Below are 14,835 nucleotides of genomic sequence, written 5' to 3' on the forward strand. Positions count from 1 at the left end.
GATTTGGCTAAAGATAACTAATTGCTAATAGTTCTGGAGTTTGCAGACCCAATACCAATGATACTATCATACAAATCTCCAAAATCCCGGTAGTACACTAAAATAAGATAGTTGTTTTCTGTAAAGTGAAAATTCCCACTAACATGGTTAAGGTCCACTGAGCCATCTTGGCGTTCAACAACATATTTATAATTATAGAATCCTTGCTTTATGGGAAAAGCCAGTTCCATTTTTCCATTTTCGGAATTGAATACCATTCTGTTCTCTTCGGATAGATCATAGTTGTTGAACTTTCCAACCACATACACTTGGTCTAGGCCAATGTCATTGGTATAGGGCAGGCTAAAGTGTACTTTGGAATATTCAGCTTCCCGGGAAACATCATCTCCCTGGAGGGTTCTGACCACAAAGTCACCATTTATATCAGGAAAATAGGTGTAGGGTTCATTGAAGCGATACTCGTTGGTGAACAGATAGTGGTTGTACAGCTCCTTAAATTCAATTTTTGAAATTGCAAATGTTGGAGAACGTAGATCTTTGGTGTCGAAGTTCAAGAATTCATTACCGCCATAAAAACTGGTTTCTTGGTCGTACTTGTAAACCAGTTCCGTTCCAATAGTGAATTGTGGTTTAATGTTGTAAAGCGCGGTGGGCCAAAAATGATTTTGTATGATGGCCACTTTCACCTCCTTTTTAGGATTGACCACTGGAAAACCTGCCGTGTTAATAGAGAACTGAACGACCTGTTTTTCATTTAAGAAATTGAAATCCCTAGAGCGTTTTACAATACCGGCAACTGATACAGCATCCCGATAAACCACGAATCTTCTAGAAAACTGTAAGTCTCCATAACTGTTGTACACTTCAAGTACATAATTCCCGGTTACCTTTAATCTTATATTCTGGTTAGGGATGGTCAATCTGTAATTGGAATAGGGCTGAAGCGTTGTATAGCTGTTTTCGTAATTAATGATGCGCTGATTGTCCATGCCTACCAAATATTGGGATTTCAACAATTGTGAAGGAGTCCAATCGTAGTCACAATGGATAATCTTATAATAATAGTCTTGTTCTTTGGCCGTGAGATCATCAAATTCCAAGGTCATGGATTCACCCAATTGGATAACCGGGAACTGATCTTCGGTTGGTCCTTTGAAGATAACGGTCTTAATATGGGCGGGTGGATTTACCTCCTCCATTACCTGTGCAGATAGGCCGGAAATAAAGAAGCAAAAGAACAATTGTTTAAATAAAATGCGCATTTAGTGCATATTTTTTGGGTAAAGGTAAACAAAAAGTGTGCCCTGAAAATTTAGCTCGATGTAATCCCAATTTTATGGACAATAATTATGAAAACAATCCTTTAAGTGCTAAATTTGCCGCAATTTTGATAACAAAAGGTCTACAACAATATGTCTAAAGACATCCGGATTAGAAAGGGGTTGAATATCAACCTCGTAGGGGCGGCAGAGCAGACTACTTCCAAAGCCGTTTTGAGTAACGTTTACGCCCTAAACCTAGATGATTTTCACGGAATTATACCAAAAATGTTGGTCAAACAAGGTGAAGAAGTAAAAGCGGGAGAGCCTCTTTTTTACAACAAGAACAAAGAGGAAATGCGCTTTGTGTCACCTGTGAGCGGAGAGTTGGTGGAAATAGTCCGTGGAGCTAGAAGAAAAATTTTAACATTGAAGATCCTGGCAGACAAGGAACAAGAGTATGTTTTCAATAAAACCCCAGATTTAGATAGTGTTGATGCCAACGGCTTAAAGACTTTTTTGTTGCAATCAGGGGCATGGCCGTTTGTAAAACAACGTCCTTATGACGTAATTGCTGATCCAGATGCTACGCCCAAGGCCATTTTTGTTTCGGGATGTACCACGGCTCCGTTAGCGGCAGATGCAGATTATGTACTGGAAGGCAAATTTGATGAAATACAGGCAGCTATTACCGCATTGGGAAAACTCACCCCAGGGCATGTGCATGTTACTATAGGTAAATCCAGTAGTTCTGTTCTTCAAAAATTACAGGGGATTACCCTGCATAAAATATCGGGACCCCATCCAGCTGGTTTAGTGGGTACCCAAATCAATAAAATTGATCCCGTAAACAAAGGAGAAGTGGTTTGGACCGTTTCACCTCAGGATTTAGTGATTATTGGAGAGTTGTTGCTTACCGGTAAGTTCAATGCAGAGCGAACAATTGCCCTTGCGGGATCGGTTGTTAAGAGCCCTAAATACTACACTACGAAGATTGGGGCCGAGATTTCGACCTTTTTGTATGCCAGTGGGGTAAATGAGGACAAGTTCAGGCTTATCAATGGAGATGTACTTACGGGCTCTAAAACTGACCCTGAAGGATATTTGGGATTCTATAACAACACCGTTACGGCAATTCCAGAGGGAGATGATTATGATTTCTTCGGATGGAACAAGCCCGTATTCAATAAAATGTCCACTACTCGTGCTTTAACTTTCTCCTGGCTCCAACCTAAAAAACAGTACGATTTGGATACCAATACCAATGGGGAGCACAGGGCTTTTGTGGTAACCGGAGGTTACGAGGAGGTTTTTCCAATGGATATCTATCCGTTGCAATTGCTAAAAGCCTGTATGGTCAAAGATTTGGATGAAATGGAACAATTGGGTCTATATGAGGTGGCCCCAGAAGATTTTGCTTTGACAGAATTCATTTGTATCTCAAAACAACCACACCAACAAATTATTAGAGAAGGATTGGATTTATTGCAACAAGAACTTGGATAAAATGGGTATGAAAAACAAATTACATCAACTAAAATTAAAGTATAGGGGCAAGAAAATGGCACCTGCCTTCAACGCACTCCATACTTTTTTATATACACCAAATGAAACCACCCATTCGGGAGGACATATTCGTGTAGCAGATGACCTAAAACGTACCATGAACACAGTAATCATGGCTTTAGTTCCTTGTTTGCTGTTCGGAATGTTCAACGCAGGTTACCAACACTACTCTGCGATAAATGGATTTCCAGAAAACTTTTCCCTGTTTGAGCACTTTCTTACTTGGGATAATTTTTGGCTTGGGGCAATTACTATACTTCCGTTGGTCATTGTTTCCTATGGAGTAGGATTGGCCATTGAATTCTTGTTTGCAGTCATCAAAGGCCACGAAGTAGAAGAAGGATATTTGGTTACAGGTATGTTGGTTCCATTGATCGTTCCCGTTGATACACCTCTTTGGATGCTGGCCGTGGCCGTTATTTTTGGAGTTGTAATCGGTAAAGAGGTCTTTGGAGGTACAGGGATGAACATTTTGAATCCTGCTTTGACTATTCGTGCATTTTTGTTCTTCGCGTATCCTACATGGATGAGTGGTGACAAAGTTTGGGTGCATGGAGCCGTGGATATGGCTGGAACTGCAGATGCAATTTCTGGAGAGACGGTATTGGGTTATTTGGCACAGGGCAACACAACCGAAATGTTCCAGAAGTATGATTTAGCAGAAATGTTTTATGGTTTTATTCCCGGTTCAGTGGGAGAAACTTCAACGCTATTGATTCTCCTTGGAGGACTTTTCCTTGTGTTTTCTAAAATAGCATCTTGGAGGATTATGCTCAGCGCCGTGTTGGGTTCACTAGCCATGGGATTGATATTTAACGGTATCGTTGATGCCGGCTGGATTCCTGAATACAGTAAATTTTATGGATTGATGAGCTTTGAGTTCTGGCAGCATCTACTAGTAGGTGGTCTGGCCTTCGGAATTGTGTTCATGGCAACTGACCCTGTAACCGGTTCCCAGACAAATAGAGGAAAATGGATCTACGGTTTCTTGATCGGGTTCCTTTCGGTAATGATCAGGGTCTTCAACCCAGGATACCCAGAAGGTGTATTCTTGGCCATCCTATTAATGAATGTTTTTGCACCTACTATTGACCACTACGTGGTAAGGGGCAATGTTAAACGAAGAATGAAACGATTGAAAACGGCAACAATACATCCCAAAACTTCAGAAGAAGTTGATGCATTAAAAACTGAAACAGCTTAATTATGGCACTTAATACAGAAAAAAATACCTACACTGTAATTTTCGCCATGGTAATGGTGGTCATTGTAGGTTCTTTGCTTGCCTTTTTGGCATCGGGACTGAGACCTCGTATCGACGAGAACGAACGTTTTGAAAAGCAACAAAATATTCTTTACGCCATGGGCGTAAATCTAAATGAGGATGCAGGAAGTGTCAATTTCATTCCGACCAATGTTGTTGAGGAAGAGTTCTCTAAATACATCAAGGAACAATTGGTAGTGGTCGGTTCAGAAACTAAACAAAGGGAAGAATCCTACCTCATTGACATGAAGAAACAACTCAATATCATCAAAAATGGTGATGAAGCTGAGTTGCCATTGTTTATCGGAGAGAAAGAAAATAAGAAATTTTATATCATCCCGATGTATGGAAAAGGTCTTTGGGATGCCATTTGGGGCTACATTTCTTTGGATGAGAACATGGTGGTACAAGGCGTTGTTTTTGACCATAAGGGAGAAACTCCAGGATTGGGTGCTAATATCAAGCTACGCTATTTTATGGATGATTTTACCGGCGAATCCGTTTTGGACGGAAATCGTATTTCGGGAATCGCTGTGGTCAAGGGAAATAACGACCCCTTGAACAATGACAAAGAGGATAACGAAGTTGATGCCTTGGCCGGAGCTACCATTACAGGAAATGGAGTTTCTGCTATGATCAAAGAGACGTTAAAACTATACAAACCTTATTTAGAAACAATTAGAACCAAATAATATGGGGCTTCTATCAAAAAAAGATGCAAATCTAATATTAGATCCATTAGCGGATAACAACCCAATTACCATTCAGGTATTGGGAATCTGTTCCGCATTGGCGATTACGGCAGAACTAAAGGCCTCGGTAGTGATGTCACTTTCGGTTTTGTTCGTGCTTGGAGTGGGTAATGTGGTGATTTCACTCATGCGAAATATCATCCCGTCAAAAATTCGAATCATTGTACAGTTGATCGTAGTGGCCACATTGGTGATTGTTGTGGATCAGGTGTTAAAGGCCTTTGCCTATGAATTGAGCAAAACCTTGGCCGTTTTTGTTGGATTGATTATAACCAACTGTATCATCATGGGTCGATTTGAGGCTTTCGCTTTAGGTAACGGGCCTTGGAAATCCTTTTTGGATGGAATTGGAAACGCCTTAGGTTACGGAGTGATTTTGATTATCGTTGGTTTTTTCCGTGAGCTATTAGGTTCAGGTACTCTTTTCGGTGTTCCTGTTTTAGGTGACCCAATAGCAAAAACTGGATTATACGCCACAGGATATGAAAACAATGGATTCATGATTATTCCTCCAGCAGCATTGATTGTGGTGGGAATCATTATATGGGTTCAGCGTTCAAGAAATAGAGCATTAATAGAAGAAGCATAAAAAGATAGGTATGTTAGAGCATGTAGAATTGTTTTTTAAGTCCATCTTCATTGACAACATGGTATTTGCGGTTTTTTTGGGAATGTGTTCCTATTTGGCCGTATCAAAGAAGGTGTCCACAGCGGTAGGATTGGGAGCAGCGGTAATCTTTGTATTGGCTGTGACCGTTCCATTAAACTGGTTGTTGGACCAATATTTGCTTCGCGACGGAGCTTTGGTATGGTTAGGTCCTGAATATGCCGATTATAACTTGAGTTTCCTATCATTTATCTTATTTATTGCGACCATTGCGACTATGGTGCAATTGGTGGAAATTGTGGTAGAAAAATTTTCGCCATCCCTATATAACTCTTTGGGTATTTTCTTGCCGTTGATTGCCGTAAACTGTGCAATTTTAGGAGGGTCACTATTTATGCAGGCACGCGAGATTCCATCTTTGGGCTTGGCATTTAACTATGGAGTTAGCTCAGGGATAGGCTGGTTTTTAGCTATTTTGGCCATTGCCGCTATCCGTGAGAAAATCAGATACTCCAATGTTCCAGCTCCCTTAAGAGGGTTGGGCATTACCTTTATCATAACAGGTTTGATGGGAATTGGATTCCAAAGTTTTGGTGGAATGTTGACAGGAGACAACGAACCTCCTGAGCCTACAGACACCACAACAGTGGAAACCATAGAAGAAAAAGAAATTAAAAAGGAGATTGATGATGAGGAAAAGGCAGTCTCTTATAACGAAGTCATAAACAGATAAAAATGATTCTAGCCGCCAGTACCGGAGGTACTATCTTGATTACAGTAGTAGCATTTCTTGTATTATTGTTGTTATTGGTTGCATTGTTGCTGTTCACTAAGGAAAAACTGTCCCCTTCAGGACCTGTGACCATTACCATCAACCATGAAAAGAAAATAGAGGTGCCATCAGGGAGCTCCCTGTTGTCCACTTTGGGGAATCAGAAAATATTCTTGCCTTCAGCTTGTGGTGGGGGAGGTACGTGCATTCAATGTGAGTGCCACGTGCATGCAGGAGGTGGAGAGGCGCTTCCTACAGAAACCCCTCATTTTTCCAAGAAGGAGTTGCAGTCAGGTGCCCGTTTGGCCTGCCAGGTGAAGGTAAAGCAAGACATGGATATTTCCATTCCAGAAGAAGTCTTCGGAATTAAGAAATGGGCTGCCAAAGTGGTGCGTAACTACAACGTGGCCTCCTTTATCAAGGAATTTGTGGTGGAAATACCTGAAGAAATGAACTATAAGGCAGGTGGATATATCCAGATCGAGATTCCTCCATGCGAGGTAAAGTATTCGGATATAGACATTACGGCTCACCCCGAAGAACACGAGACACCGGATAAATTCCAGAACGAGTGGGATAAGTTCAACCTATGGCCGTTGGTCATGAAGAACCCTGAAACCGTAGAGCGTGCCTATTCCATGGCTTCTTATCCTGCAGAAGGAAGAGAGATCATGTTGAACGTACGTATTGCCACACCGCCATGGGATCGTTCCAAAAATGGATGGATGGACGTAAATCCAGGAGTAGCTTCTTCTTATATCTTTGGATTGAAACCGGGCGACCCAGTTACAATTTCTGGACCATTTGGTGAATTCTTCATCAACGAGTCTGAAGCAGAAATGCTGTACGTAGGCGGTGGTGCTGGAATGGCACCTATGAGGTCTCACTTGTACCACTTGTTCAAAACCCTTAAGACCAATAGAAAGGTTACTTACTGGTATGGAGGTCGTTCCAAAAGGGAGTTGTTCTATATTGACCATTTTAAACAACTGGAAAAAGAATTTCCAAACTTTAAGTTCTATATGGCGCTTTCCGAACCTCTTGAGGAGGACAACTGGAAAGTCAAAACGGACATTAATGATGAGACAGGCGATGGTTTTGTCGGGTTTATCCATAACTGCGTTATCGATAATTATTTGAATCATCACGAAGCACCTGAAGATATAGAGTTGTATTTCTGTGGACCACCTTTGATGAACAAAGCCGTTCAGAAAATGGGCGAAGATTTTGGTATCCCAGATGAGAACATCAGGTTTGATGACTTTGGAGGATAAGTTTATGTTTAAGTGTAGCCTCGAGATGAAATTCTGAAAACATAGCAGAACCATCGAGAGGTAATAATAACTAACCGATGCCTAGGCATCGGTTTTTTTTGATTTTATGGGCAAAGTATTGACCGAACAAGAATTGCATAACTTGGCCATGAATATTGTAGGCAAGGAACTTGAGGCGAATGGGTTTGAATTTATGGCCATTAACAGCAAGCTCAAGAAGAATCCACAGTATGTGTGTCTCAAGGCGAAAACTTTACATTTCATTGTGGTAAGAAACGTGATGTTTCCCCAAGACCCAAATGAGTTCGATGAGGAAATGATGCAAAAAATGAAGAATCACGCCAATAAATTTGAAGCTCGAACCTATTTTGCGGGAGTAGGACTTTCCAATGCTTCCGACCAAAATTTACCGGTGTATTTGAATGAGGAATATATAGTGGACTATCAAGGATTAATAGAGATATAGATGTTTAAAAAAATACTTGTACTAGCAATAGCTACTGCCTTTTGGGGATGTAGCCCTAAGACATGGGTAAAGAACCAAAATAGGGGAAACGCCCTGGGTACAACATATTCCATACTATATATTGCCCATGAGGAACACAATTTTCAAAAGGAGATTGATTCTGTTTTTCAGGTGTTGAATCAATCCCTCTCAACCTATATCCCAGATTCAGATATTTCAAAGATCAATAACGGAGATTCCACTATTGTGGTAGATAAGATGTTCAGAGAAGTTTTTGAAGTATCTAGTGAGGTTTATAAAGCTTCCAACGGTTATTTTGATCCTACTATTGGGGTTTTGGTCAATGCATGGGGCTTCGGACCGGGAGAACAAATAGAGTTGGACAGTCTTAGGGTAGATAGTTTGCTTGGTTATGTAGGATGGAACAAAGTCCAGTTAAACGAAGATAATACCATAGCAAAAACCCATTCCTCAATTCGATTTGATTTCAACGCGGTAGCCAAAGGTTACGCTATTGATCGCTTAGGGGCTATGCTGGATGCCAAGGGTATTGAGAACTATTTGGTAGAAGTTGGAGGTGAAGTATTGGCCAAAGGAGAAAACCTTCTTTCTGGAAAACAATGGACGGTAGGTATAGACGATCCCCAGGTTGAAATTGGTAGACAACTGAAATTGATTGTGTCATTGAAGAACCAGGCCATGGCATCATCTGGTAACTATAGAAAGTTTAGGGTGGATGATGAGACAGGTGAAAAATACGTGCACACTATCGACCCAAAAACGGGATATACCAAAAACTCTTATGTTTTGGCAGCCAGCGTTGTAGCAGAAACCTGTGCGGAAGCTGATGCCTATGCCACCGCATTTATGGCCATGAATTTGAAGGAATCCCAAGAGATATTGGAAAAAGCCGATGAGCTGGAGGCCTATATAATATTTTTAGATGAAAATGGGGCTACCCAAGAATATATGACCCCAGGTTTTGAAGAATTTGTGAGCCAATAATTATTTTTTGACCAATGGAATAATCTCTCCTTTGGCCAAACGATATTTTTCCAATTCCTCGGGAGATAGCTTGTGGGTGTAATCCACTTCTTCAACCTCAAAGCCAATGCTTCTTAATTTAACAAAGTAATCCCTTCCATAAATACGGACATGGTCATATTGGCCAAAGACCCTGGCGCGCTCCTTTTTATCCGTAATGGAATCGTCTTCAAAGGTCTTTTCCCTTTTCAAATCTTGTGGAATCTGAAAGATGCCCCAGCCGCCCGGTTTTAGCACACGATAAAGTTCTTGCATGGCCTTGGTGTCATCTGGGATGTGTTCCAAAACATGGTTGCACAGGATCACATCGAAAGAGTTGTCATCAAAAGGAAGATTACAGATATCGGCTTTTACATCAGCTAGGGGCGAATTAAGGTCTGTAGTGGTATACTCCAGGTTTTCCAACTTCCTGAATCTTTTGTAAAAGGCTTGCTCTGGAGCAAAATGGAGCACCTTATGCTGTTTTGTGAAAAAATCCGTTTCATTTTTAAGGTATAGCCACAACAACCGATGTCTTTCCAGGGATAGGGTGGAAGGAGAAAGTACATTTTCTCTTGGATTTTCATATCCATAAGGGAGAAAGGTCTTAAAGCTTTTTCCGTCAATAGGGTCGGTATAGGTTTTTCCCTTATAGTAAAGAGCAATCAACGGACGTACCCAATAACTTGCTCTTATAAGCCAGGGACGAGGAAAAAAGTTGAGTAGGTATTTAAATATTTTGGACACGAATCAAACGAATTTTCACTAATTACTTAAAGTAACACTCTCTTATATGTAAGTTGATCCTCACCAAAATTCACAATTATTCCAAGTTTTAACTCGGAAGCAGCCAAATAGTTCAATGTTTGTTTCACGTGTCCGGAGCTTATTTTTTCTACAGCTTTTAGTTCCAGAATTATTTTATTGTCCATCACAAAATCGGCAAAATAGTGATGTCTTAAAATTTCTCCTTTATAGTTAATATTGAACTTGGCTTCTCTTTGATAAGGTACCCCATTTGATTTTAATTCAATTTCTAGAGCATCTCCATAAACAGCTTCACTGAATCCTTTACCTAATTCATTATGGACATCCATACATAAACCAATGACAAAGTAGGACTCGTGTTTGTAAATGATTTGGGACATTTATTCGAGTTATTGGTGAAATTAGTGTCAAACTTGACCGCTAAAGTACCAATTTCTTACTTCGGAATTCCTCTTCTTCATCACTGTTGATGCCCAAAGCATCATAAATGTATTGAAAAGTAGAGAGTAGCTCAGGTTTTCCGTCAATCAATGCAACATCGTGTTCAAAATGGGCACTTGGTTTTCCGTCAGCGGTCAATATGGTCCATCCGTCCTTTAATTGTTTAATACGACGAGTACCCATATTGATCATGGGTTCTATAGCCACTACCATACCGTTTATAAACTTCTTGCCCCTTCCGCGTTTGCCATAATTGGGCATTTGGGGGTCTTCGTGCAGATCAGTTCCCAATCCATGTCCCACAAGCTCCCTAACCACCCCATAGCCATGGTCTTCGCAATATTTTTGAATGGCATAACCTACATCTCCAACCCTGTTTCCTTCCTTGAATTGTCGGATTCCAACATAAAGGGACTCTTTGGTTACCTTGAGTAGTTTTTTTGTATCCGGTTCTACTTCTCCTACTTCAAAAGTGTAGGCATGGTCTCCGTAAAAGCCATTTTTCAAAGCTCCGCAATCAACAGAAATAACATCCCCTTCTTTAAGAGGCTCATTGTTTGGAATGCCATGGACCACCTGGGCATTTGGACTCCAATTAAGGGTGTTTGGAAAGTCGTACATCCCCAAAAAACCCGGTTCGGCGCCTTGTTCCCGTATAAAATCCTCGGCCATTTTATCCAATTTTAGCGGATTTGCTCCAGGTTTTATTTCTGAGGCCAACATGCCCAAGGTACGTGAAACCACCAATGCACTTTCGCGCATTAATTCTATTTCCTCTTCGGTCTTAATTTTAATCATGGGTGCAAAGATACATCGATTTGAAAAAACGCATGAAGCACCGATAATCGCAACAAGATGCTATAATCTTTTGAGTCCTTTCAGTTCTTTTTTATCCTCAGCGTGTACAATACTAATGGCATAACCACCTCCGGGAGCGCAGTACTGACTTAACTTGGATTTATAGTTTACCCTGTACTTTTTAATTTGATAGGCCTTTGGATTGGTTTTATAATGTGCATTTTTGGCATCACTGTATAGAGTTAGGATATACTCTTTGTCCTTGTCCAAAAAATTGAATGATATGTTCGAAGTTCTTGGTTCTTCATCGTTGGTGCGACCTACAAACCAGTTTTGGGTTCCTTTTTCCTTTCTGGCATAGGTGATAAAATCCCCTGGTTCGGCTTCCAAAACCAATGAAGTTTGCCAATCCAGACCTACATCTTTGATGAATTGGAAGGCATCCAAGTGTTTTTCATAGGTTTCGGGAAGGTCAGCTGCCATTTGCAACGGACTATACATGGTCACATACAGGGCCAATTGTCTGGCTATCGTGGTATTTGCCCAAGAGTTGTTTTGAGGGTTGTATTTGCTGATGTCCTGTTCAAAAACCCCAGGGGTGTAGTCCATAGGACCGCCAATCAGTCGGGTGAAGGGCAATATGGTGGTATGGTCAGGATTATTTCCCCCAAAAGCTTCAAATTCGGTTCCACGGGCAGATTCATTACCAATTAAATTGGGATATGTTCTGCTTAAGCCCGTAGGTCTTACTGCTTCATGGGCATTGACCATAATTTTATATTCCGCAGCTTTTTTAACGGCATGGAGGTAGTGGTTCACCATCCATTGGCCATAGTGGTATTCGCCCCGAGGAATGATGTTTCCAACATAACCACTCTTCACGGAATTATAATTGTTATCCGCCATAAATTGATAGGCCTTGTCCATGAATCGTTCATAATTTCTTGCAGAGCCAGAAGTTTCGTGGTGCATCATCAAACGCACATTTTTTTCCATTGCATAATCCCGTAAAGCCTCAACATCGAAATCGGGATAAGGAGTCAAAAAGTCAAAGACATAGTCTTTTGATTTTCCAAACCAATCTTCCCAGCCTACATTCCATCCTTCCACAAGCACTTGTGAAAAACCGTGTTCGGCCGCAAAGTCTATGTAGCGTTTTACCTTTTCAGTATTTGCAGCGTGCCTTCCGTTGGATTTTAGACTTGAGAAATCGGTTTCACCCAATTTTACGCTGGGCACATCTGCATAGGACCAGGAACTTTTTCCGGTAATCATCTCCCACCATACGCCAATATACTTTACTGGTTTTATCCACGAGGTATCTTCATAGGCACAAGGTTCGTTGAGGTTCAAGGTTAGATTGGACAATAGGATATCACCCGCATTCTTACTGGCCATGATGGTTCTCCAAGGGGTAGGCCTGGGAGCTTGCATATAGCCTTTGTTGCCCAACACATCTGGGGTAAGATGCGATTGAAAGACCATATTTTCTGGGTTCAATTCCAGATGCATGCCTGGATATTCTACCAGTGCGGCTTCATGAAGGTTGATATAGGTTCCATCATCCGTTTTCATCATAAGCGCCGTTTGAACTCCAGTTTTGGAAAAAGGAGTCTGGGACGCATTTGGAGTTACCGCTTTGTCCATCAAGCTTGAAATTTCGGATAGCTTTGAAGTGGTATAGTCGTATTCCTGGGTATCATAATCCCCGGCAATCCAAAAGGCCGTGTGGTCGCCTGTTAAAGCAAATTGGGTTTTCTCTTCAGCTATGATGAAGTAAGTAAGGTTGGGTTGTTCCGGAAATTCATACCGGAAACCCAATCCATCATCATACAGTCTAAAACGGACATCCATGAACCGGTTGGTGGATTTTTGCTCCAATTTCACCAACAATTCGTTGTAATGGTTCTGAATTTCGCCCTGTTCTCCCCAAACAGGAGCCCAAGTTTCATTAAAGGTGCTTTGCTCTGTGGAAAGGACGGAAAAACCTTCCAATAAATCTTCCATGTCCTTAAGGTCAAAACCAAGTGAACTTTGTTCAATAATACTGTTCTCACCAAGTAAAAGTTGATAGGTAGGTTTTCCATCTCTGATTTCAAACACCATTTTAAACTCTGAATTGGGGGACAGCAGTTCTTGGCCAAAGACCAAAAACGGAAGCAACAACAGAAAGAAAGCGGCTATTCTTTTCATAAGGCTATATTTTAAACAAGTGAATCTTGCGTCATTAACTCAGGTTGAGGTATTCCAATTAATTTTAGGATTGTAGGAGCAATATCCCCTAAAACACCGTCTTTGATTTCTTTGATATCATTATCCACTAAGATTAAAGGAACAGGATTTGTGGTGTGCGCTGTATTTGGTGTACCATCTGGATTGATCATAGTATCGCAATTACCGTGATCTGCAATAATGATGCTTGAATAGCCATTTTCTAGACCAGCGGTAACCACATCCTTGGCACATTCATCTACAGTCTCACAGGCTTTGATGGCAGCTTCCATAACTCCTGTATGCCCAACCATATCCGGATTTGCAAAATTGAGGCAGACAAAATCAGTTTCAGCCTTTTCCAGCTCAGGAACAATGGCATCCCTAACATCGTACGCACTCATTTCAGGCTGCAAGTCATAGGTTGCCACCTTTGGTGAAGGGCATAGAATCCTTTTTTCACCTTCAAAGGGCTCTTCCCGACCGCCATTGAAAAAGAACGTGACATGAGGGTATTTTTCGGTCTCGGCAATTCGTATTTGCTTCTTATTGTGACTGGCCAATATTTCCCCTAAAGTATCCTTGATATTTTCTTTGTCATACACTACTTTGATTCCCTTGAAGGTATCATCGTAATTGGTCATGGTTACATAGTAAAGGTCCAATTTATGCATGTTGTGCTCATGGAAGTCCTGCTGACTCAGGGTTTGGGTGAGTTCCCTTCCTCTGTCTGTCCTAAAGTTGAAGAAAATGACAATATCCCCTTCTTTTATTTGAGCAGACGGATTACCATGGTCATCAGTCAGTACCAGGGGTTTTATAAATTCATCGGTGATTCCTTCAGAATAGCTTTTTTCCATGGCTGTGCCAATATCTTGGACTTTTTCGCCCACCGCATTTACCATTACATCGTAGGCTAATTTGACACGTTCCCATCTTTTGTCCCGGTCCATGGCATAATATCTACCAATAACACTGGCAAGTTTTGTGCTTTTATCCGAACAGAAATTGACAATATCCTCAAGAAATCCTTTTCCACTTTTAGGGTCTACGTCCCTTCCATCTGTAAAGGCGTGTACAAAGGATTGTTGCACTCCGCTTTCATGAGCAGCCTTGATCAGGGCCTTTAAATGGTCAATATGGCTATGTACACCCCCATCGCTCACCAACCCCAGAAAATGAACTGATTTGTTTTGCGATTTTGCATGTTCAAATGCTTCTTTCAATACAGGTTCGCTTTTTAAAGTGTCTTCCGCAACGGCCTTGTTGATTTTGGCCAAGTCTTGGTATACAATCCTTCCTGCACCCAAATTCATGTGTCCTACTTCACTATTTCCCATTTGTCCTTCAGGAAGGCCTACATTCATACCATCTGTAAGTAAAGTGGCATTGGCATATTTTGAATATAGCGAGTCTACAAAGGGAGTATTGGCTTGTTCAATAGCGGAAACTTTTGGATCTGGAGACTTTCCCCAACCATCCAAAATCATTAGGATTACCTTTTTGTTCATGATGTAAAATTGTACTTCAAAATTAGCGTAATCTTACTGTTTCCCCTAGTGTTTTAGGGGTTTTCTGATTGCAGATTTGTGAATTCTTAAGGCCTTCAAATACGGGATTGTTAAAATTTGGTT

General features: G+C 41.1%; 14 protein-coding genes. 8 read left to right on the forward strand and 6 right to left on the reverse strand.

Features of this window, described 5'->3' with window-relative positions; genetic code table 11:
- Positions 1-17: 17 nt before the first annotated feature.
- A complete protein-coding gene (locus DX873_RS16265) occupies positions 18-1,262 on the reverse strand; it encodes a type IX secretion system plug protein (RefSeq protein ID WP_116185549.1) in 1,245 nt (414 codons plus the stop codon).
- 150 nt (positions 1,263-1,412) lie between these two features.
- Here DX873_RS16265 and DX873_RS16270 point away from each other — a divergent pair, with 150 nt between their 5' ends.
- From DX873_RS16270 to DX873_RS16305, 8 genes are all read left to right on the forward strand, one after another.
- A complete protein-coding gene (locus tag DX873_RS16270) occupies positions 1,413-2,765 on the forward strand; it encodes a Na(+)-translocating NADH-quinone reductase subunit A (protein ID WP_116185550.1) in 1,353 nt (450 codons plus the stop codon).
- 1 nt (position 2,766) lies between these two features.
- Positions 2,767-4,029 carry an NADH:ubiquinone reductase (Na(+)-transporting) subunit B gene (locus DX873_RS16275; protein WP_116185551.1) on the forward strand — a complete coding sequence of 421 codons (1,263 nt, stop codon included), beginning with the start codon at positions 2,767-2,769 and terminating at the stop codon, positions 4,027-4,029.
- Between the two features lie 2 nt (positions 4,030-4,031).
- Positions 4,032-4,781 carry a Na(+)-translocating NADH-quinone reductase subunit C gene (locus DX873_RS16280; RefSeq protein WP_116185552.1) on the forward strand — a complete coding sequence of 250 codons (750 nt, stop codon included), beginning with the start codon at positions 4,032-4,034 and terminating at the stop codon, positions 4,779-4,781.
- A gap of 1 nt (position 4,782) precedes the next feature.
- Entirely contained in the window at positions 4,783-5,430 is a 648-nt protein-coding gene (locus DX873_RS16285; protein ID WP_116185553.1) for an NADH:ubiquinone reductase (Na(+)-transporting) subunit D, read from the forward strand.
- Between the two features lie 10 nt (positions 5,431-5,440).
- Positions 5,441-6,181: an NADH:ubiquinone reductase (Na(+)-transporting) subunit E gene (nqrE, locus tag DX873_RS16290; RefSeq protein ID WP_116185554.1), complete on the forward strand. Its 741-nt coding sequence runs from the start codon at positions 5,441-5,443 to the stop codon at positions 6,179-6,181.
- Positions 6,182-6,183: 2 nt separating this feature from the next.
- Positions 6,184-7,494, forward strand: coding sequence for an NADH:ubiquinone reductase (Na(+)-transporting) subunit F (gene nqrF / locus DX873_RS16295; RefSeq protein ID WP_116185555.1), 1,311 nt, complete (start codon positions 6,184-6,186; stop codon positions 7,492-7,494).
- Positions 7,495-7,600: 106 nt separating this feature from the next.
- Positions 7,601-7,960 carry a Na(+)-translocating NADH-quinone reductase subunit F gene (locus DX873_RS16300; protein ID WP_116185556.1) on the forward strand — a complete coding sequence of 120 codons (360 nt, stop codon included), beginning with the start codon at positions 7,601-7,603 and terminating at the stop codon, positions 7,958-7,960.
- Positions 7,961-8,965 (forward strand): FAD:protein FMN transferase, encoded by a 1,005-nt coding sequence (locus DX873_RS16305; RefSeq protein WP_116185557.1) that lies wholly within the window; start codon positions 7,961-7,963, stop codon positions 8,963-8,965. It abuts the gene before it with no gap.
- On the opposite strand, the gene DX873_RS16310 is transcribed toward DX873_RS16305, so the two are convergent.
- The 5 genes from DX873_RS16310 to gpmI are packed head-to-tail and all read right to left on the reverse strand — an operon-like array spanning position 8,966 to position 14,712.
- The gene (locus tag DX873_RS16310) at positions 8,966-9,730 is read right to left on the reverse strand and encodes a class I SAM-dependent methyltransferase (RefSeq protein WP_116185558.1); all 765 of its coding nucleotides are present in this window, start codon (positions 9,728-9,730) and stop codon (positions 8,966-8,968) included.
- A 26-nt stretch (positions 9,731-9,756) separates the two neighbouring features.
- Positions 9,757-10,131, reverse strand: coding sequence for a GxxExxY protein (locus DX873_RS16315; RefSeq protein WP_116185559.1), 375 nt, complete (start codon positions 10,129-10,131; stop codon positions 9,757-9,759).
- 40 nt (positions 10,132-10,171) lie between these two features.
- On the reverse strand, positions 10,172-10,990 hold the full coding sequence (map, locus tag DX873_RS16320; protein ID WP_116185560.1) for a type I methionyl aminopeptidase: 819 nt from the start codon (positions 10,988-10,990) through the stop codon (positions 10,172-10,174).
- 60 nt (positions 10,991-11,050) lie between these two features.
- On the reverse strand, positions 11,051-13,183 hold the full coding sequence (locus DX873_RS16325; RefSeq protein WP_116185561.1) for a glycoside hydrolase family 97 protein: 2,133 nt from the start codon (positions 13,181-13,183) through the stop codon (positions 11,051-11,053).
- A gap of 11 nt (positions 13,184-13,194) precedes the next feature.
- The gene (gene gpmI / locus DX873_RS16330; RefSeq protein ID WP_116185562.1) at positions 13,195-14,712 is read right to left on the reverse strand and encodes a 2,3-bisphosphoglycerate-independent phosphoglycerate mutase; all 1,518 of its coding nucleotides are present in this window, start codon (positions 14,710-14,712) and stop codon (positions 13,195-13,197) included.
- Between the last annotated feature and the right edge of the window lie 123 nt (positions 14,713-14,835).

The organism is Flagellimonas nanhaiensis, assembly GCF_003382275.1.
GTDB lineage: Bacteria > Bacteroidota > Bacteroidia > Flavobacteriales > Flavobacteriaceae > Flagellimonas > Flagellimonas nanhaiensis.

Excerpts from the sequence above, each read along its gene's own strand:
- DX873_RS16280 (WP_116185552.1), top strand. The coding sequence starts at position 4,032 with ATGGCACTTAATACAGAAAAAAATACCTACACTGTAATTTTCGCCATG.
- DX873_RS16300 (WP_116185556.1), top strand. The coding sequence starts at position 7,601 with ATGGGCAAAGTATTGACCGAACAAGAATTGCATAACTTGGCCATGAAT.
- DX873_RS16315 (WP_116185559.1), bottom strand. The coding sequence starts at position 10,131 with ATGTCCCAAATCATTTACAAACACGAGTCCTACTTTGTCATTGGTTTA.
- DX873_RS16270 (WP_116185550.1), top strand. The coding sequence starts at position 1,413 with ATGTCTAAAGACATCCGGATTAGAAAGGGGTTGAATATCAACCTCGTA.
- gpmI (WP_116185562.1), bottom strand. The coding sequence starts at position 14,712 with ATGAACAAAAAGGTAATCCTAATGATTTTGGATGGTTGGGGAAAGTCT.
- map (WP_116185560.1), bottom strand. The coding sequence starts at position 10,990 with ATGATTAAAATTAAGACCGAAGAGGAAATAGAATTAATGCGCGAAAGT.
- DX873_RS16285 (WP_116185553.1), top strand. The coding sequence starts at position 4,783 with ATGGGGCTTCTATCAAAAAAAGATGCAAATCTAATATTAGATCCATTA.
- DX873_RS16325 (WP_116185561.1), bottom strand. The coding sequence starts at position 13,183 with ATGAAAAGAATAGCCGCTTTCTTTCTGTTGTTGCTTCCGTTTTTGGTC.
- nqrF (WP_116185555.1), top strand. The coding sequence starts at position 6,184 with ATGATTCTAGCCGCCAGTACCGGAGGTACTATCTTGATTACAGTAGTA.
- DX873_RS16265 (WP_116185549.1), bottom strand. The coding sequence starts at position 1,262 with ATGCGCATTTTATTTAAACAATTGTTCTTTTGCTTCTTTATTTCCGGC.
- DX873_RS16305 (WP_116185557.1), top strand. The coding sequence starts at position 7,961 with ATGTTTAAAAAAATACTTGTACTAGCAATAGCTACTGCCTTTTGGGGA.
- nqrE (WP_116185554.1), top strand. The coding sequence starts at position 5,441 with ATGTTAGAGCATGTAGAATTGTTTTTTAAGTCCATCTTCATTGACAAC.
- DX873_RS16275 (WP_116185551.1), top strand. The coding sequence starts at position 2,767 with ATGGGTATGAAAAACAAATTACATCAACTAAAATTAAAGTATAGGGGC.